The organism is Nocardiopsis rhodophaea (assembly GCF_039530945.1).
GTDB lineage: Bacteria > Actinomycetota > Actinomycetes > Streptosporangiales > Streptosporangiaceae > Nocardiopsis_C > Nocardiopsis_C rhodophaea.
The window spans coordinates 327,209-345,361 of the sequence record NZ_BAAAPC010000002.1 but is presented as its reverse complement, the minus strand read 5'-3'; the positions used below and the strand labels follow the sequence as shown (position 1 = coordinate 345,361).

Annotated in this window: 15 protein-coding genes; 5 read left to right on the top strand and 10 right to left on the bottom strand. The window is 69.9% G+C overall.

Going from position 1 to position 18,153, the window contains the following annotated elements; genetic code table 11:
* Positions 1 to 64: 64 nt before the first annotated feature.
* The 3 genes from ABD259_RS03440 to ABD259_RS03430 all read right to left on the bottom strand — a co-directional run bounded on the left by ABD259_RS03440 (position 65) and on the right by ABD259_RS03430 (position 4,911).
* Complete coding sequence (locus ABD259_RS03440; RefSeq protein WP_344099073.1) at positions 65 to 967, bottom strand: ABC transporter ATP-binding protein; 903 nt, start codon at positions 965 to 967, stop codon at positions 65 to 67.
* 46 nt (positions 968 to 1,013) lie between these two features.
* A complete protein-coding gene (locus ABD259_RS03435; protein WP_412759329.1) occupies positions 1,014 to 2,120 on the bottom strand; it encodes a FecCD family ABC transporter permease in 1,107 nt (368 codons plus the stop codon).
* A 454-nt stretch (positions 2,121 to 2,574) separates the two neighbouring features.
* Entirely contained in the window at positions 2,575 to 4,911 is a 2,337-nt protein-coding gene (locus ABD259_RS03430) for a molybdopterin-dependent oxidoreductase (protein WP_344160115.1), read from the bottom strand.
* A 164-nt stretch (positions 4,912 to 5,075) separates the two neighbouring features.
* Here ABD259_RS03430 and ABD259_RS03425 point away from each other — a divergent pair, with 164 nt between their 5' ends.
* Positions 5,076 to 6,029, top strand: coding sequence for an HpcH/HpaI aldolase/citrate lyase family protein (locus tag ABD259_RS03425; protein WP_344160112.1), 954 nt, complete (start codon positions 5,076 to 5,078; stop codon positions 6,027 to 6,029).
* Between the two features lie 131 nt (positions 6,030 to 6,160).
* Complete coding sequence (locus ABD259_RS03420; protein WP_344160109.1) at positions 6,161 to 7,108, top strand: bifunctional helix-turn-helix transcriptional regulator/GNAT family N-acetyltransferase; 948 nt, start codon at positions 6,161 to 6,163, stop codon at positions 7,106 to 7,108.
* A gap of 159 nt (positions 7,109 to 7,267) precedes the next feature.
* Here ABD259_RS03420 and ABD259_RS03415 read toward each other — a convergent pair whose 3' ends face one another.
* Positions 7,268 to 8,899: a glycine/sarcosine N-methyltransferase gene (locus ABD259_RS03415; protein WP_344099081.1), complete on the bottom strand. Its 1,632-nt coding sequence runs from the start codon at positions 8,897 to 8,899 to the stop codon at positions 7,268 to 7,270.
* A gap of 462 nt (positions 8,900 to 9,361) precedes the next feature.
* Between ABD259_RS03415 and ABD259_RS03410 the strand changes: the two genes are divergently transcribed.
* From ABD259_RS03410 to ABD259_RS03400, 3 genes are all read left to right on the top strand, one after another.
* A complete protein-coding gene (locus ABD259_RS03410) occupies positions 9,362 to 10,672 on the top strand; it encodes an aminotransferase class I/II-fold pyridoxal phosphate-dependent enzyme (RefSeq protein ID WP_344160106.1) in 1,311 nt (436 codons plus the stop codon).
* A gap of 172 nt (positions 10,673 to 10,844) precedes the next feature.
* Positions 10,845 to 11,435: a DUF6069 family protein gene (locus ABD259_RS03405; RefSeq protein ID WP_344160103.1), complete on the top strand. Its 591-nt coding sequence runs from the start codon at positions 10,845 to 10,847 to the stop codon at positions 11,433 to 11,435.
* 152 nt (positions 11,436 to 11,587) lie between these two features.
* The gene (locus tag ABD259_RS03400; protein WP_344160100.1) at positions 11,588 to 12,049 is read left to right on the top strand and encodes a hypothetical protein; all 462 of its coding nucleotides are present in this window, start codon (positions 11,588 to 11,590) and stop codon (positions 12,047 to 12,049) included.
* Between the two features lie 295 nt (positions 12,050 to 12,344).
* On the opposite strand, the gene paaE is transcribed toward ABD259_RS03400, so the two are convergent.
* The 6 genes from paaE to paaN form a co-directional block, all read right to left on the bottom strand.
* The gene (gene paaE / locus ABD259_RS03395; RefSeq protein ID WP_344160097.1) at positions 12,345 to 13,463 is read right to left on the bottom strand and encodes a 1,2-phenylacetyl-CoA epoxidase subunit PaaE; all 1,119 of its coding nucleotides are present in this window, start codon (positions 13,461 to 13,463) and stop codon (positions 12,345 to 12,347) included.
* A gap of 50 nt (positions 13,464 to 13,513) precedes the next feature.
* Positions 13,514 to 14,086 carry a 1,2-phenylacetyl-CoA epoxidase subunit PaaD gene (gene paaD / locus ABD259_RS03390; RefSeq protein WP_344099091.1) on the bottom strand — a complete coding sequence of 191 codons (573 nt, stop codon included), beginning with the start codon at positions 14,084 to 14,086 and terminating at the stop codon, positions 13,514 to 13,516.
* Positions 14,086 to 14,898, bottom strand: a complete 813-nt coding sequence (paaC, locus tag ABD259_RS03385; protein WP_344099093.1) for a 1,2-phenylacetyl-CoA epoxidase subunit PaaC — start codon at positions 14,896 to 14,898, stop codon at positions 14,086 to 14,088. Before paaC ends, paaD begins: the two co-directional genes overlap by 1 nt.
* Entirely contained in the window at positions 14,895 to 15,209 is a 315-nt protein-coding gene (gene paaB, locus ABD259_RS03380) for a 1,2-phenylacetyl-CoA epoxidase subunit PaaB (protein WP_344099095.1), read from the bottom strand. Before paaB ends, paaC begins: the two co-directional genes overlap by 4 nt.
* Positions 15,210 to 15,250: 41 nt before the next feature.
* Complete coding sequence (paaA, locus tag ABD259_RS03375) at positions 15,251 to 16,225, bottom strand: 1,2-phenylacetyl-CoA epoxidase subunit PaaA (RefSeq protein WP_344099097.1); 975 nt, start codon at positions 16,223 to 16,225, stop codon at positions 15,251 to 15,253.
* Between the two features lie 174 nt (positions 16,226 to 16,399).
* Complete coding sequence (paaN, locus tag ABD259_RS03370; RefSeq protein ID WP_344160095.1) at positions 16,400 to 18,082, bottom strand: phenylacetic acid degradation protein PaaN; 1,683 nt, start codon at positions 18,080 to 18,082, stop codon at positions 16,400 to 16,402.
* Positions 18,083 to 18,153: the final 71 nt, after the last annotated feature.

Here is an 18,153-nt window from a genome sequence, read left to right as displayed (position 1 = left end):
CCGCCCCGACGTCCGCGGCGCCGCGGGCGTCGGCGCTACAGCCGCTCACGTTCCGGGAGCCGGGTCATGCGGCGCCGGACTCGCCCACCCCGGCGACCTCGGCGTCGGGGCCGCTGTCGCTCGCCGCGCCGAAGGCGTCGGCGTCCCGGCGGCGGGCGGCCCGGTGGGCGATCGTGCCGCGCCGATCAGCGGGGACGACAAGCGGGGTCTGTGTCTCGGGGTCCGGGACCACCCGGACCGGAAGCCCGAAGACCTCCTCCACCAGGTCGGCCGTGATGATCTCGGCGGGGTCGCCTTCGGCCACCACCTGGCCGTCTTTCATGGCGATGAGGTGGGTGGCGTACCGGCAGGCGTGGTTGAGGTCGTGCAGCACCGCGACCAGCGTGTAGTCGCGCTCGTGATGCAGCTCCGCGCACAGGTCCAGCACGTCCATCTGGTGCGCGATGTCCAGGTAGGTGGTGGGCTCGTCGAGCAGGAGGAGGGGGGTCTGCTGGGCCAGCACCATGGCGAGCCAGACGCGCTGGCGCTGGCCGCCGGACAGTTCGTCGACCATGCGGTCGGCCAGTTCGGCGACGCCCGTCGACTCCATCGCCTCGCTGATGATCCGCTCGTCGGCGCGCGACCACTGCTTGAGGAACTTCTGGTGGGGGTAGCGACCGCGCGCCACCAGGTCGGCGACGGTGATGCCGTCCGGCGCGATCGACGACTGCGGCAGCAGGCCGAGTCGGCGCGCGACCTCCTTGGAGGGGTAGGCGCTGATCAGCTGACCGTCGAGGTGAACGGCGCCTGACACCGGCTTCAGCATCCGCGACAGCGCACGCAGGAGCGTCGACTTACCGCAGGCGTTGGGCCCGACGATCACGGTGAAGGAGGAGTCCGGGATGGTGATCCCCAGATCCCGGGAGATGACGCTCTGGTCGTAGGCGAGCGTCAGGTTCTCTCCCCACAACCGGGACGGTTGGGACATCGTCTCTCCTTGGCGAGGTCGTTTCGGGTCACGGATGTCACGGATGTCAGGCACGTCCGGTCCGCCATTCACGGTAGAGCAACCCGACGAGGTAGCCGCAGCCGATCACGGCGGTGAGGATGCCGACGTGCAACTCGCCGCTGGGAAGCACGACCCTGCCCAGAGTGTCCGCCGAGGTCAGCAAGATCGCCGCGAGCAGGGCCGAATACGGGAGAACCCAACGCTGGTCAGGACCGACGATGGCGCGGGCGGCATGCGGCACGATGAGCCCAACGAACCAGATCGGCCCGGCGGTAGCGGTCGCGGCACCGCACAGCAGCACGATGCTCAGGGCGGAGACGGCGCGGGCAAGGCCGATCCGGTCGCCGAAGGCGGCAGCGAGGTCGTCACTGAGCGCGATGGCGTTCAGGGCGGGGCCAAGCAGGAGGGCGGTGACCAGCCCGATGGCCAGGAATGGCCAGACCTTCATGAGGACGTCCAGATCGCGTCCGGCAAACGTACCGACCTGCCAGAAGCGCATGCGGTCGAAGGTGGAGGAGCCCAGCGCGATCACGCTGTAGATCAGCCCCTGTAAGAGGGCGGCGACGGCGGCGCCAATCAGTGCGAGCCGGGCGGGGGGCGCGCCGCTGGGCCCACGCGAGCCGAGCGCGTACACGAGGAAGGCGGTGATCCCGGCGCCCGCGAAAGCGAACCACACGTACTCGTCGCGGGAGGCCAGGCCGAAGCCCGCGATCGCGACCACTACGGCGGCCGCAGCGCCCTGGTTGACTCCAAGAATGCCGGGGTCGGCCAGGGGGTTGCGCGTCAATGCCTGCATGAGCGCGCCAGCGACCCCGAGCGCCGCACCGACGAGCACACCGAGGATGGCTCTGGGGAAACGTAGTTCGTAGATGACGCTGTGCCCGTAGGAGCCTTCGGGGCCCCACAGCGCGTGCCAGACGGCAGCGAGCGGAATCGGCTCGGCGCCGATGGCGATGCTCAGCACCACGCACAGAGCCAGGACACCCAGCGCGGTCAGAATCCCGGCCACCCGCATGGCATGCGTCCGACCATGTACCCGGGTCCGGAGGTCCAGCGCGCTCGCGGTGAGTGAGAAGTCCTCAACATGGCCGGAGTTGCCTGCAGCAGCGGTAAAGGTGCGATCCAGGCTCATCGCACCCCATCCAGGGGGCCGGGCACAGGCCACCACGCCCGCTGGGACACCGCACCCCTCCGACCACGCAGTCTCATCACAACTTAGTAGAGGCTAACCTATGTTCATTTTCGAGGGAACCCGGACAGCAGGCGGGAAGCGGCTCCGCAGACCAACCGCCGCATGCCGAAGCGACGCGGGGGTACCGAGGTACGAGGAATGACAGCGCAGGCGTCGAGAATCAGCTCTACGTACCTGATCGAAGACCAGGGGAATACGCTGGGGATCGCGGACAGACAACGACCGCAACGGACGCGCTTAAGGTCGCGAGAGGATAACGAGCCGGGTTAGTGCAGGTCGATTGCTGAAAGCTCCGCGCACGCGGAGATGGACCGCTGGAAGAAACCGGGCTGCTGGAGCTGTCCAAGAAAGCTCCGCGCACGCGGAGATTCCACGGCTGCGCGGCGAGCGCAGGTCACGTCCTGGGCGAATCCTCTGGTTCGAGGGCAGCGAGCTCTGGTGGGTCGAAGGCACGCACGGGGGGCGGGGTGGCCTCGTACTTCTTTACCTCGACCAGGATGTGCTGGGCTGTCGTCCCCTGACTCAAGGCGGACGTGCCGATGTCGCGCGCCAGCACGTTCGGGTTGCCGTGGACGCAGGTGGCCACTCCGGGAGCTGACGGGTCGTACCAGGCGCCGGTCGACAGCTGAACCACGCCCCGGCGCAGTTCCTCGCTGATCTCGACCCCGGCGAGGCAGCTACCGATGTCGTTGACGACCTTCACGACATCCCCGCTCCGCAGCCCACGCTCGGCCGCGTCATCCGGGTGAACCCGGAGAGGGGCGCGGTCGGTGATCTTCTGGGATCTGCTGTGGGCTCCCATGTCCTGCTGGCTGTGCAGGCGTCCGCTCGGCTGGTTGGCGATCATCAGGAGCGGCCAGCGCTGGGCCCGCTGGGTACCGAAACGCTCTTCCGAGGGCAGCCACACCGGGTGGCCGGGGCAGTCCGCGTACTCGAAGGACTCGATCATCTCCGAGAAGAGCTCGATGCGCCCGCTCGGGGTGTGCAGCGGGTGGGCGTCGGGATCGGTGCGGAAGTCACCGAAGGTCGTCTCGTCGCCGACACGCCCGGGGATGTCGATGCTGCCAGCGGCCCAAAAAGCGTCGAAGTCCGGCACGTCCTCCGGCTGCCGTTCGCGCCACTGCTCGTAGATGTACCGCAGCCACTCCCCCGAGGTGCGGCCCTCGGTGAACTCCTGCTCGGCGCCCAGACGTCGGGCGAGTGCCGCGTAGATGTCGTACTCGTCGCGTGCTTCGCCGTGGGGCGGCACCGCTTGCGGCATTGCGCGCAGGCGCAGGTCGCCGCGTCCGGCGGTGAGGTCGTCGCGTTCGAGCGTGGTCGTGGACGGCAGCACGATGTCGGCGTGCCTGGCCGTCGCGGTCCAGTGGGTCTCAACCACGACGACGGTGTCGGGACGCCCGAACGCCCGCGTCAGGCGGGCGAGGTTCTGATGGTGGTGGAAGGGGTTCCCGCCGGACCACACCACCATGCGGATGTCGGGGTAGGTGCGGCGCTCGCCGTCGAAGTCGTAGCTCTCCCCCGGGTGCAGCAGCATGTCGGCGACGCGCGCGACCGGGATGAACGAGTCGATCGGGTTGGCGCCCTGAGGCATCCGGGGGAGGCCGCCGGGCGTGGCGCCGCCGCCGTGGCGGCCGGTCGAGCCGTAGCCGGTGGCGAAGCCGCCGCCGGGCAGGCCGATCTGGCCGAGGCAGGCCGCCAGCGCGATTCCGGCCCACAGCGGCTGCTCGCCGTACCGGGCCCGCTGTACCGACCACCCCACGTTGATCAGGGTCCGGCCGGACGCCATCCGCCGGGCCAGGTCGCGCAGCGTGCCCGCCGACAGCTCACACAGGTCCGCCGCCCATTCCGGGCTCTTGGCGACGCCGTCGGTCTCCCCCATTACGTACCGCCGCAGCACGTGGGCACCCACCGTGTAGCGGTCCAGGAAAGCCAGGTCCGCCAAGCCCTCGTCGAACAGCACATACATCAGCGCGAGCATGATCGCGGTGTCGGTGCCCGGGGCCGCCGGGAGCCACTCGGCGCCGATGTCGGCGAGGGTGTCGTCGCGCAGCGGGCTGATCGACACCGTGCGCACCCCCGCCTCACTCGCGGAGCGCATGTCCGGCTCGGCCGTGTTGATGGCGCGACCGCCCGAGGAGGTCCAGGTGTTGGAGATCCGCAGTCCGCCGAACGTGACGATGAGGTCGGTGTGCTTGGCGATGGCTTCCCACGTGGCCGGTCGCTCCAGCAGATCGTGTGCTCCCCGCGCGCCGACCACGTGGGGGACCAGCACCTCCACGGCAGCGTGGCTGTAAGTGTTCTTGGAGCGCGTGTACCCGCCGATCAGCTTCAGGAAGCGGTGCAGCTGGCTCTGGGAGTGGTGCAGCCGACCAGCGCTCGCCCACCCATACGACCCGCCGTAGATCGCGGCGTTGCCGAACGCCGTGCGGACCCGGTCGAACTCGCCCGCGAGCAGGTCGAGCACGGTCTCCCAGTCCACGGCCACGTACTCGTCGTCGGGGGCGCCGCGCCGGTCGTCCGGCCCGGGACCATTGCGGAGCCAGCGCCGACGCACCGCGGGGCGGGCGACGCGGCTCGGGTGGTGCTGCGCCTCGGGGGTGTTCTCGATGATCGGGGACGGAGCGGGGTCGGCCGGGTCCGGGCGGACGCCCACGACGCGGTCGCCGTCCACCAGTACCTGGTAGGTCCCCCAGTGTGCGCTGGCCGGATAGACCTTCAGATCACGGTCCACGTGGACACTCCTTCCGCCCCTGCCCGCGGCACGCTTTCGCACTTTCGCGCCGAAACGCACTCTATGCGCCGTTCTTCGCCACACGCACGGCGGCGAGCCCCGAACCCACCGCACGGTTTGCGAGGATGGTTCGCGCGGAGCCCGTCGATTCTCAGGAGTGGTACATGGGTGCGGTGGCGTCGAGTTCACGCCGATCGGTTCTCGCGGTGCCGGGGTCCAGCCCGCGGTTCATCGAGAAGGCGCGCGGGCTGGACGTGGACGCGTTCTTCCTCGATCTGGAGGACGCCGTCGCCCCGCTGGAGAAGGAGCGCGCGCGGGAGAACGTCGTCGCGGCGCTGCGCGAGGGCGGCTGGGGCGGCAGGATCCGCACGGTCCGCGTCAACGACCTCGGGAGCCCCTGGACCTATCGCGATGTGATCGCAGTCGTGGAGGGCGCCGGAGCCGAACTCGACTGCCTGGTACTGCCCAAGGTCACCGGCCCCGAGCAGGTGTCCTGGCTGGACCTCCTGCTCACGCAGATCGAGCGCGCCGTGGGCCTGCCCCTCGGGCGGATCGGCATCGAGGCGCAGATCGAGGACGCCCGCGGGCTCCAGTCGATCGGCGCCATCGCGGCCGCGTCGCCCCGCTTGGAGACGCTGGTCTACGGTCCGGCCGACTTCATGGCGTCGATGAACATGAAGACGCTCGTGGTCGGCGAGCAGCCGCCCGGATACGACGTCGGGGACGCCTACCACTACGTGCTGATGCGCATTCTGACGGCGGCGCGCGCCCACGGCCTGCAGGCGATCGACGGGCCCTACCTGCAGATCCGTGATGTGGAGGCGTTCCGCCGCTCCGCCGGCCGCACGGCCGCCCTCGGCTTCGACGGCAAGTGGGTGCTGCATCCGTCGCAGGTCGCCGCGGCCAACGAGGCCTACGCCCCGACCCAGGAGGATTACGACCGCGCCGAGCTGATCCTAGACGCCTACGAACACGCCACCACGGTGGAGCGCCGCGGCGCGGTGATGCTCGGCGACGAGATGTTGGACGAGGCGTCGCGGAAGATGGCCCTGGTCGTGGCGGCCAAGGGGCGTGCCGCGGGGCTCACGCAGACGAAGCGGTTCGAGCCGGAAAGCTGAACTGGGCTCGCGGCCGGTGGCTACGGGCCGGAGGGGTGCTTGGACCTTGGGGGTGGCATTGCCACCCCTTTCTTCGTCCGACGGCCCGGCGTAGATTGGTTGCCTGAGTCAATCAATCCGTTGAGGAAGTCATGGATACCCAGCGCTCCACCGACATTCCACTGGACGACATCACGCAGATCCGGGGGTTCAATCGACTCGTCACCCGACGCCTCGGGCTGCTCCGCCCGGGGCTGCTCGACTCACCCTGGTCGCTGACCGAGGCGAGGATCCTCTACGAGCTGCGGAACCGCGACCGCACCGAGGCCGTCGACCTGCGACGCTCCCTCGACATGGACGCCGGGCAACTCAGCCGCGTGCTCACGCGGATGGAGAACAACGGCTTGATCACCCGCTCCCCGTCCCCTGAGGACGGCCGACGCCAGGTGATCGAGCTGAGCGGCAAGGGCGCCGATGCTGCCGCGATGCTCGACGACCGCTCCAACGAGCAGATCCGCGAGCTCGTCGGGCATCTGACCCCGGCCGACCGGCGCCGCCTCCTCTCCGCTATGGCCACCGTCCGCCACCTGTTCGGCGAGCCCGCCGCCGACCGCCCGTCGACGGTGGTCATGCGCCCGCTGCGCCCGGGCGACCTGGGGTGGGTGATCGAGCGCAACGGCGCGCTGTACGCGGAGGAGCACGGTTGGGACCAGACCTATGAGGCGCTCGTCGCCAAAGTCGCCGCGGAGTACGGCCAGGAGCACGACCCGCGCCGGGAGAACGCGTGGGTCGCGGAGATCAACGGGGAGCGCGTGGGCGCCATCTTCTGCGTCCGCGAGGACGACACCACGGCCCGGCTGCGGCTGCTCTTCGTGGAGCCGTCGGCGCGCGGGCACGGCGTCGGCGGCCACCTCATCGACACGTGCGTCTCATTCGCCCGCTCCGCGGGGTACAAGCGGATGGTCCTGTGGACGGTATCCGTCCTCGCCCCCGCGCGCCGCATCTACCAGCGCGCCGGGTTCCGACTGGTGAAGTCCGAGCCGGGACGCATGTTCGGCCATGACCTCGTCGGTCAGACCTGGGATCTGGACCTCGCCTGAGCGCCTTCCTCCGTTGATCTCGGCGAAGGCGCGACCGGAAACGGGATCCGGCCCCGCTGGTTCGCGGGGCCGGACCGGGGGTGGGGATGATGGCGGGGAACGCTGGTGGGGCGCGACGGGGGCGAGGTCGCGGGGGCGTACCGGCCGCCTCAGCCGCCGTTAGCTGCGGTAGTGGAGAATCCCCCAGGTCAGCGAGCCGGACTTGCCGCCTTCGACCCAGTTGCGCAGACCGGTCTTCATCCGGTCGAGGTACTCCTCGCTGATCTTTCCGGTCAGCTCGGGTTCACGCAGCTCGGTCTCGGCGAGCACCCGCGCGTAGTGGACGGGCAGGTGGCTGGCGAGGTCATCGAACTCCACCTTGCGGAGCCCGAGTCGGCTCGCCTCACGGTCGTAGAAGCCCGGCGTGCCCATGGTGTCCAGGTGCAGCCGCTCCAGGATGGGCTGCAGCACCTCGGCAGAGGCGTCGTCGGTGGCCATGGGGTCGGTGAAGACCAGGTGGCCGCCGCCGTGCAGCACCCGCGCCACCTCCTCCAGCACGAGCGTCCGGTCGCCGCTGTGCAGGAAGGCGTCCTGCGACCAGACGACATCGAACGAGTTGTCCTGGAAGGGGATCTCTTCGAACGAGCCGTCGACGACCTCGATCAGGTGGTCGAGCCCGGCCTCGCGGTTCATGACCCGGTTGCGCTCGTTCTCGACCTCGCTGAGGTTGAGACAGGTGACCTTGCAGCCGAACGTCCGGGCCAGGTAGCGGGCGGAGCCGCCGTATCCGGCGCCGACGTCGATCACCCGCGTACGGGGGGTGATGTCCGTCTTCGCGGCCATGCGCTCCACCGTGAGGCGACTCGCCTCGGCGATGTCCTGCTCCGGGGAGTCATAGAGGCCGACGTGGATATCGGTGCCGCCCCAGATGGTGTGGTAGAAGGTGTCCGCGTCGCTGGAGTTGTAGTAGTCGCGCGCGGTCTGGACGGCGGCGGAGTAGCCGTCGGCGCGGCGGTCGTCCTCGTAGTAGGCCTTCTCGGCGATGTGGATGAAGAAGTCCGGGTCTTCACCCTGGTGGGTCTCCTGGAAGTCCCCATAGGTGTCGATGCGCTGGAAGCCCACCTCGCGCATGAGCCGCCGCGTGTAGTTCTTGCGCAGCGGGAACATGTTGAGGTGGTATTCGGACCGGTCGGGGAACCGGTAGACGAACCGGGCCAGGCCCTCGTCGACGTACTCCGGTTCGGCGGAGACCTCTTCACCGCAGTAGTAGTAGGTGTGCTTGTTACCGTACTTGCCGTCGAGCAGTGCGTCGTAATTGCGCTGGTCGATGATGAGCACACCGTCGTGCTTGAGCATGGCGTAGAACTCGGCCAGCGCCTTTCGCCGGTCGCGTTCGGAGAACAGGTGGGTGAAGGAGTTCCCCAGGCAGATGATGGCGTCGTAGGTACCGTGGACGCTCCGGTTGAGCCAGCGCCAGTCAGCCTGCACGACGCGCAGGATGTGGCCGCCGAAGTCCAGCCCGTTGGCGAACGCCTTGGCCAGCATCTCTGGGCTTCCGTCCGCACTGACGGTGTCGAAACCCTCCTCCACCAGTCGCACCGAGTGGAACCCGGTGCCGGTGGCGACATCGAGCACGTTGCGGACGCCACGCTCCTTGAGCTGGTCGATGAAGAAGCGCCCTTCGCTAGCGTACCGGCGCTTCCAGTCGATGAGCTCGTCCCACTTCTCGACGAAGCCGGTGACGTATTCCGCTTTGTAGTGGTCGGTGTCGCGTACAGCGAGCGGGTCATCCCCAAAACGCTGCTGATCCATGCCTTTGATGTCGACTCCTCACACTCGAAACACCATCCCGCACGACGCCATACGGCGCCAAGGGCGAGACTCCGCGTTCTTCCATTGAAAAACACGACCCACGCGAGAATTCAAGTACCCCATACAAAATCTTAACAACTTCGCAGGTCAGCGGGGATGAATTCACCCTGCGCACACAACCCGTCGCAGGCGTACGTACGTTCGCCCCGCAAAACAATGTTCCGCTATAGGACAACACGAATCGGAAGACGCAACAGATTGCCGATAACCAATGGAGAATTAATCAGCGGGTGACAGAGAATTCACGGGAACGCGCGTCCCACCCGGCGCTGGCCAACGGCGGTCGCCGACGTCGGGCGGCGGAAGTCGGAGCGCGGGAACGGGTGCGGACCCGGCGTCCGTGGCGTAGGGTGGCGAGCGGTGCCGCACTCCAGCCCGCCGCCCTGCTGGATAATGCGGAACATGGCCATCACCGGACGCGGATCGTACGAGATCGCCGGCAGCGTCGAGCAGGCGATCATCGAAGGTGACCTGCCATCGGGGACGGCTCTTCCTTCGATCCGCGACCTCGCCAGCGAGCTGGGGGTCAACCCCAACACCGTCGCCTCCGCCTACCGGCTGCTGCGGGACCGCGGGCTCGTCGAGACCGGCGGTCGGCGCGGCACCCGCGTCCGCGCCCGCCCCGCCAGCCTTCCACGCGACACCGAGGCCGCCGCCTCTCCGGACACCCGGGACGCCGGGAGCGGCAACCCCGATCCCCGGCTGCTCCCCGACCTCGGCGCCGCCCTTGCCGCCGTGGCGGCACGGCGCTCCGGCCGCCACCCGCTCTACGGCGATCCGCCGATCCTCCCGGAGATGCGAGACGAGGCGCGGGCCATCCTCGAAGCCGATGGCGTTCCCTGCTCCGCGCTGACCCTGACCTCGGGTGCCCTCGACGGTATCGACCGGGTGCTGCGCTCCTCGCTGCGGCCCGGCGACACTGTCGCCCTGGAGGATCCGGGCTGGCCCAGCGAATACGACCTCGCCGCGGGCCTTGGGCTGAAGCGGGTGCCGATGCGGATGGATGATGAGGGGCCGCTGCCCGACGATCTGAACGCGGCCCTGCGCGGCGGGGCGCGGGCCGTCATCGTGACCAACCGGGCGCAGAACCCGACCGGCGCGGCGATCAGCGCCGAGCGAGCCGCCTGCCTGCGCGCCCTCCTCGCCGATCACCCCCAGGTGCTGACGGTCGAGGACGACCACGGGTTCGCGTTCGTCGATCTGCCCTTCCAACGCATCGGCGGCGCTACCGAAAGATGGACCCTGGTCCGGTCGGTCGCCAAGGGGTACGGTCCGGACCTGCGGCTGGCCATGGTCACCGGCGACCCCGTCACCGTCGACCGGGTCCGCGCCCAGCAGCAGTCCGGGCACGGCTGGGTGAGCCAGGTCCTCCAGGAGGCCTTTGTCGAGCTGCGGCGGCGCGCCGAAGTCTCGGCGGAGCAGGCGGGGCGGTCCTACGGCGAGCGGCGTGCGGGGCTCATCAGGGAGCTGGAGCGCCACGGCCTGCGCGGGCGCGGGAGGTCGGGGGTCAACGTGTGGGTGGAGGTTCCCGACGAGGCCCGAGCGGTCGCCGGGCTGCTGGCACGCCGGTGGTCCTGCACACCAGGGCGCCGTTTTCGGCTCGACTCGCCGCCGGGCATCCGGGTGACCATATCTGCCCTGGACACGCAGGATATGGCGACATTAGCGGCCGACATCGCCGCGGCCGTCCGTCCCGGGGGACCCGCCGTCTGAACCGCGGTCTCCCCTACCCCGCGCCCGGTTCCGTCCACCACCGCCCGCGCCGCCCGCCGCCCCGCCGACGCGGCTCCCGACTCCTCCGCCGCGCGGGACGGGCGATTATGGCCATAGGTGTCCGGGTATGGGTGCCATGACCGTATTCGGCGCCGTATCAGGGGGGACCGGCATGAGCGAATATGGGAACGATCGGCGTATCAACGTCACCCGGCTGTGGTCGGGCGGACTGGCCACGGCCGTGGTCGCCGGGCTGCTCATACTGGTGGGGACGCTCGTCGCACGCGGGGTGCTGCAGATCCCGGTGCTCGCCCCTGAGGAAGCCGGATACTTCGGCGACGCCGGTACCGGCGTCTACGCGGCCATGGCGGCCGCGGCCGCGCTGATCGCCACCGCCCTGCTGCACCTGCTTCTGCTCAGCGCCCCTCGGCCGATGACGTTCTTCGGCTGGATCGTCGGGCTGGCAACGATCGTCGCCGCGGTCAGCCCGTTCACCCAGAGCGCGTCCCTGGCCAGCCAGATCGCCACGGGCGTCATCAACGCCGTCACCGGTATCGCGATCATCTCGCTGCTCACCAGCGTCGGGGGGAGCTCCGTGCGCCCCAACCGCGGCACACGGCGCACCCACCGCGAGGACGGGACCGTGCCCGGGACGGGGTACAGCAGCGGCTACCGCGATGCGACCGAACGGCCGACCCGGCCCTACGGCGGGCGGCACCGCGATCACGAGCCGGATGCCGACACCCGCATCGAACGCGACTGACCCCGCACCACGCCAGGGCTGATACACAACCGCAGCACACTCCACGGGCCACCGTGATGTGGCCGCAAGGAATCCGCGTGAAAACCACGGGACGCTCATACGCGTCCTCTGCGTGAGCCGAATTCAAGGCCGCGGACCCGAGGAGATTGAAGATGCGGAAGAAACTGACCGCCGTTGCCCTGATAGCCATGGTCGGGGCCCCGGCTGTCGCCATGCTTATGGAACGTCCGAACTTCGGGCCCGAAGCTGCCAAAGCCGCGCAGAACGCACGTATCGCGGTCTCCCCCGCCACAGCCTCGGTGGGAGGCGAACAGCCGGTGAAGGCGCAGAACACCGTATCGAAGGGGAAACCCACCGTGTTCGTCACCATCGACCCGGCCAAGGCCTACCAGGAGATCGTCCGACTGAGGGAGACGGGCTGGATGAACCCCAACAGAATCGAGTACGCCGACGACCCGGTCGTCAGCCTGCTTCAGTTCAAGTATTGGCTGGACAAGGGGTACATCGCCAAGGACGGCAGCTGGAGCGAGAAAGGGGTGCAGGAAGAGGGCTGGATGGACACCGGCTACAAGAACGGCACGGCCTACAAGAAATACATGGGTGACCAGGCCTGAGGCCTGAACACTAAGATCCCATGAACCGCTATCCCGGGGGCGCGTCCGATGTCATTGGGGGACGGGACACGACCCCGGCGTCGTTACCCCAGAACATCGGAAAAGCCGACACGGCCGCCCAAGCACACCGAGGACGGGGAAGCCCGAGGGCGGCGCTCGACGACGCCCTGACGTGGGAGCTCCGCCCCCTTCAAGCGGGGGCTGAACCACGCGACGCGGTTCGGCCATCCCCTCGAACGCCATGTGGGCGGTTATCGGCCCGCGCCGTGAATCGGTGCCCGTGGGGCTGGCGGCGTCAGGCGTCGTAATCGACGACCACGTTCTCGGTGAGGGGGCGGGACTGGCAGGTGAGGACGTACCCGTCGGCGAGTTCGTCGGGTTCGAGGGCGTAGTTGCGGGCCATGTCGACCTCGCCCTCCCGGAGTTTGGCGCGGCAGGTCCCGCAGACTCCGCCGCGGCAGGCGTAGGGCGCGTCGTCGCGGACGCGCAGGGCGGCGGCCAGGACGGTTTCGGCGTCGGGGTCGACGTCGACCGTGGTGGTGCGCCCATCGAGCGTGAAGCGGACGTGGCTGGTGGCGGCGGCAGCTCCGCCGCCCTCGGTGTGGCGGCGGCGCGGCAGCGGCTGCTCGTCCTCGGCGTGGAAGAGTTCGTAGTGCACGCGGTCCCCGCGGATCCCGCGTGCGCGCAGGCCGTCGCGGACCAGGCGGACGAGTTCGGCCGGGCCGCACAGGTACCAGTGATCGACCTCGTCGGGCGCGATGAGGCGGGTGAACAGCAGGTCGAGTTTGTCGGCGTCGAGGCGTCCGCTGCTGAGCGGCGACTCGCCCACCTCCCGGCTGAGCACGTTGACCAGCTGGAACCGCTGGGGGTAGCGGTCCTTGACGTCCTGCAGCTCCTCCAGGAACATCACGTCGCGCGCGGTGCGGTTGGCGTAGACGAGGGTGAACGTGCTCGACGGCTCGGCGGCCAGGGTCGTCGTGATGATCGAGAGCACCGGCGTGATCCCGCTGCCCGCGGCGACGGCCGCGTGGACGCGGGCCCGGCCGGGGGTGAGCGGGACGTGGAAGCCTCCCATCGGGTGCATGACGTCGAGGACGTCGCCGGGGCGCAGCCGTTCGTTGGCGTAGGCGGAGAAGGAGCCGTCCTCCAGCCGCTTGACGGCGATCCGCAGCGGGCCGTCGGGGGCGGGAGAGCAGATGGAATAGTTGCGGCGCAGCTCCCGGCCGTCGATTTCGCAGCGGATGGTGAGGTGCTGCCCCTGGACGAAGCGGAACTCCTCGGCCAGCTCTTCGGGGACATCGAAGGTGATGGCCACCGCGTCGTCGGTGAGCCGGTCGACCGCCGCCACGGTCAGCGGGTGGAACACGCCGCGGGTGCGCGCGGCCGCCGGGCGCTCACTGACTTCTGTGTTCATGGCTCCCCTGGTGCTCGATGGACGTGCCGAAAGGCGTTCGGGCCGGCCGGTCAGAGGGGTTTGACGCGGTCGAAGGGTTCCTTGCAGGCGGCGCAGACGTAGAGCGCCTTGCACGCGGTGGCACCGAACCTGCTCACCTCGCGGGTGTCGGTCGCGCCGCAGTGGGGGCAGCGGACGGACAACGGGACGAAGGTGGCGTTCGGCCGCTGGGCGCGCTGCGGCGGGGGTGCGATGCCGTGCTCGGCGAGCTTGCGCCGCCCCTCCGCGGTGATCCAGTCGGTGGACCAGGGCGGGGTGAGCACCGTCCGCACGGTGACGTCGGTGTGGCCGTGCTCGGCCAGGCGGGCGCGGATGTCGTCGCGGATCGTGTCCATGGCCGGGCACCCCGAGTAGGTCGGGGTGATGGTCACCGTGACGGCCCCGGCGCCGTCGACGCTGACGTCGCGGAGGATGCCGAGGTCCGCCAGGTCGACCATGGGCATCTCCGGGTCGGGGACGGATCCGACCAGGCGGGTGATGCCCGCGGCGTCGCCGCCGGCGCGGTCGGAGCGCTCGGCATCCTCGTTCGTCCCGGCGGGGGCGGACGGTGCCGCCCGCCGGGACCGCTCTGTCTCCCGGGACATCACCACGTCGCCCCCGGGTGTGAACGGTGCAGGTGCTGCATTTCGGCGATCAGGTAGCCGAAGGTCTCGGTGTGCACGCCCTGGCGGCCGCCCAGCCCGGCCAGGCCGGTGAGGGGCGGTGTGTCCGGGCGGTCCAGCCCGGCCTCGGCGAGGACGCCGTCGATGTAGGTGTCCCAGGCCGGCCGCAGCGACGCCGGGTCGGTCCCGGTGCCGGCCGCGGCGACGGTGCGCGTCACGTCGTCCGAGGCGAACACCTCATCGACGTAGGGCCAGAACGCCTTCAGCGCCGCCGCCATGCGCGCGTTGCTCTCGTCGGTGCCGTCACCCAACCGCACGGTCCACAGCGCGGCGTGGTCTCGGTGGTAGTCGAGCTCCTTGACCGCCTTGGCGGCGACACCCGCGAGGGTCTCGTCGGCGGAGTCGACCAGCGTCCCGTAGAGCTCGTAGGCGTAGGCGGAGAACAGCAGCTGCCGGGCGATGGTGTGCGCGAAGTCGGTGTTGGGCAGCTCGACCAGGCGGCAGTTCACGAACTGGTTCTCATCGCGCATGTAGGCGAGGTCGTCCTCGGTCCGCAGCACGCCGGTCAGTTGCTCCTCGGCGCGCCCGGCGTAGGTCAGCAGCGCACGGGCCTGGCCGAGCAGGTCGAGGGAGATGTTGGCGAGGGCGACGTCCTCCTCCAGCTGCGGCGCGCTGGACACGAGCTCGGCGAGCCGGTGGCTGGCGATGAGCGCGTCGTCGCCCAGCCGCAGCACGTAGGCGACCAGCGCGGTGTCGGCCGCGGGCGCGTTGACGGTGCCGTTGGGCTCGCTCACAGGTGCTCCACCCCCTCGGGGACCTCGTAGAACGTCGGGTGCCGGTAGACCTTGTCCTCGGCCGGGTCGAAGAAGGCGCCCTTGTCCTCCGGCGCCGAGGCGGTGATCGCGGCGGCCGGGACCACCCACACGCTCACCCCCTCCTGGCGGCGGGTGTAGAGGTCGCGCGCGTTGTACAGGGCGTGCTCGGCGTCGGCGGCGTGCAGGCTTCCGACGTGCACGTGGGACATGCCGCGCCGGGCCCGGACGAACACCTCCCACAGCGGCCACTCGCCTCTCCGGCCGCCGCGTCCGTCATCGTTGGGGCTCACGCCGTTTCGCTCCCTTCCGTTCACCGCTCCGGCCTGACCGCTCACGCGGCCTCCCGCTGCGCCCGCGCGGCACGCTTGGCCGCGTGGGCGCGGGCCGCCTCGCGGACCCAGGCGCCGCTGTCGTGGGCGGCGCGCCGGTGAGCCAGGCGCTGCCGGTTGCACGGCCCGTTGCCCTTGAGGACCTGTGTGAACTCCTCCCAGTCGATGGGGCCGTAGTCGTAGTGCCCGCGTTCGGGGTTCCATCGCAGGTCGGGGTCGGGCAGGGTGAGCCCGAGCGCGTCGGCCTGCGGCGCGATGATGTCGACGAACTTCTGCCGCAGCTCGTCGTTGGAGAACCGCTTGATCTTCCAGGCCATGGACTGCGCGCTGTGCGGCGACTCGGCGTCGGGCGGGCCGAACATCATCAGCGACGGCCAGTACCACCGGTTCACGGCGTCCTGCGCCATGGCCCGCTGCGCGTCGGTGCCGCGCGCGAGGACGTAGAGGCTCTCGAAGCCCTGGCGCTGGTGGAAGCTCTCCTCCTTGCAGATGCGCACCATGGCGCGGGCGTAGGGGCCGTAGGAGCAGCGGCACAGCGGCACCTGGTTGGTGATGGCCGCACCATCCACGAGCCAGCCGATGGCGCCGACGTCGGCCCAGGTCAGCGTGGGGTAGTTGAAGATCGACGAGTACCGCTGCCGGCCCTGGTGGAGCAGGTCGAGCAGGTCGGTGCGGTCGACGCCCAGGGATTCGGCGGCGCTGTAGAGGTAGAGGCCGTGCCCGGCCTCGTCCTGGACCTTGGCGATGAGGACTGCCTTGCGCTTGAGGCTGGGGGCCCGGGTGATCCAGTTTCCCTCTGGCTGCATGCCGATGATTTCGGAGTGCGCGTGCTGCGCGATCTGCCGGACCAGGGTCTTGCGGTAGTCGTCGGGCATGTGGTCGCGCGGTTCGATCCGCTCGTCGGCGGCGATTATCGCGTCGAAGCGCTCGCGCCCGGCATCCGACGCCGTGTCCGGTGCGCTGTCGGTCGCGGTCATGTGGTGTCCTCCCGCCCGCCCTTCCCGGGCGGCCGCCATTACCTACCGAACGTTCAGTTAGAAAATACTGCGAGGGAGAAGGCGGGGTCAATGGCCCCGCCTTCCCCACGCCTCCGACGCGCTGGGCTCAACCACCCCGACGGGGGTGATCGGCCCGCACGGGTGCCGGATCGGTCACGCGTGGCGCCGCGACTGCACGAAGCTGAACCGCCCGGACACGTACGCCGGGTCGGTCAGCGACGACGTCGCGGCCGGGTTGGCGCCGCTGCCGTGGTAGTCGCTGAAGGCCGCGGACTGGTTCACGAAGACCTGGCCCGTCAGGTTGGCCGACATGTTGACACCGGCCTCCAGCGCGGCCTTCTCCGCCGCGTCCAGCACGTCCTCGCCGGTGGCGTACACCGCGGCGGTGAGGGCTCCGCGTTCGGTGATGGTCTCGCGCATCAGCCGCAGCGCGTCATCCGTGTCCTCCGCGGTGACCAGGAACGAGATCGGCCCGAAGTGCTCGCGCCCGTACACGTCGCGCCGGTCGCCGTCGAGCTTGACGATGACGGGCGTGCGCACGGTCGCGTCGGCGAATTCGGGGTGGGCGATGTCCGAGGACTCCAGGACGGCCTCACCGAGCTTGCCCGCCTCCTCGATGCGGCGCAGTACCCCGTCGTTGGCGATGGCGCCCAGGATGCCGGTGGCCCGCGTCTCGTCCCCCAGCAGCCCGGACACCGACGCCGCGAGGTCGGCGCCCACCTCCTCGGCGCTCTTGTGCCCCTCGTCGGTCTCGATACCGCCGCGCGGCACGAAGATGTTCTGCGGCGTGGTGCACATCTGCCCGCTGTACAGCGACAGCGAGAACGCGATATTGCCCAGCATCTTCTTGTAGGCGTCGGTGGAGTCGACGACGATGGCGTTGACCCCGGCCTTCTCCGTGCACACGAAGGCCTGGCGGGCGTGCTCCTCCAGCCACTGGCCGAACTCGGTGGAGCCGGTGAAGTCCACGATCTTCACCTCGGGCCGGACCGCCAGGGTCGCGGCCAGCTTCTCGTCGGCCCGCTCTGCGGCCAGCAGCACCGTGTTCGGGTCGAGGCCGGCCTCGGACAGCACCTCGCGGGCGACGGCCACGGTGATCGCCAGCGGCAGCACCGCGCGCGGGTGCGGCTTGACGATGATCGGGTTGCCGGTGACCAGGCTGGCGAACAGGCCCGGGTAGGAGTTCCAGGTGGGGAAGGTGTTGCAGCCGATCAGCAGGGCGACCCCGCGCGGCACCACGTGGAAGCGCTTGTCCATGACCAGCGGGTCGCCCTTGCGCTGCGGCTTCTCCCAGCGCGCGGAGCTGGCGTAGCGGGCCATCGTGTCGTAGCCGTAGGCGAGCGCCTCCAGCCCGCGGTCCTGGGCGTGCGGGCCGCCGGCCTGGAAGGCCATGACGAAGGCCTGCCCGCTGGTGTGCTGGACGGCGTGCGCCATCTCGAAACTGCGCTGGTTGATCCGGTGCAGGATCTCCAGGCACACCCCCGCCCTGCCCTCGGGCCCGGCGTCGCGCCAGGACGGCAGCGCGGCCTGGGCGGCGGCGATGAGGGCGTCGGCGTCGGCGTGCGGGTAGCCCACACCCAGCGTGATCCCGTACGGGGAGCGCTCGGTGACGATGCGGTCGTCACCCCCGGGCTGGTCGATGGGAAAGTCCGTGCCGAGGTAGGCCTCGAACGCCGCCTGACCCTGGGGCGCGGCCTCCTCGCCGTACACCTTCGGGCTCGGCGACTCCGGGTGGGGTGTCCAGAAGTACCGGCCGTGGATGGCCTTGACCGCCTCCTGGAGGGTCGATTGGTGCCGTTCGAAGAGCTCTGCGGGGGAAGCGCCGTGTGCGGCCACTGATCCGTACTCCCAACGCGTGCCAGGGGGAACCGCTCTTGACAGCTCCCCTGCCGGTGGTGCTTGTCTAT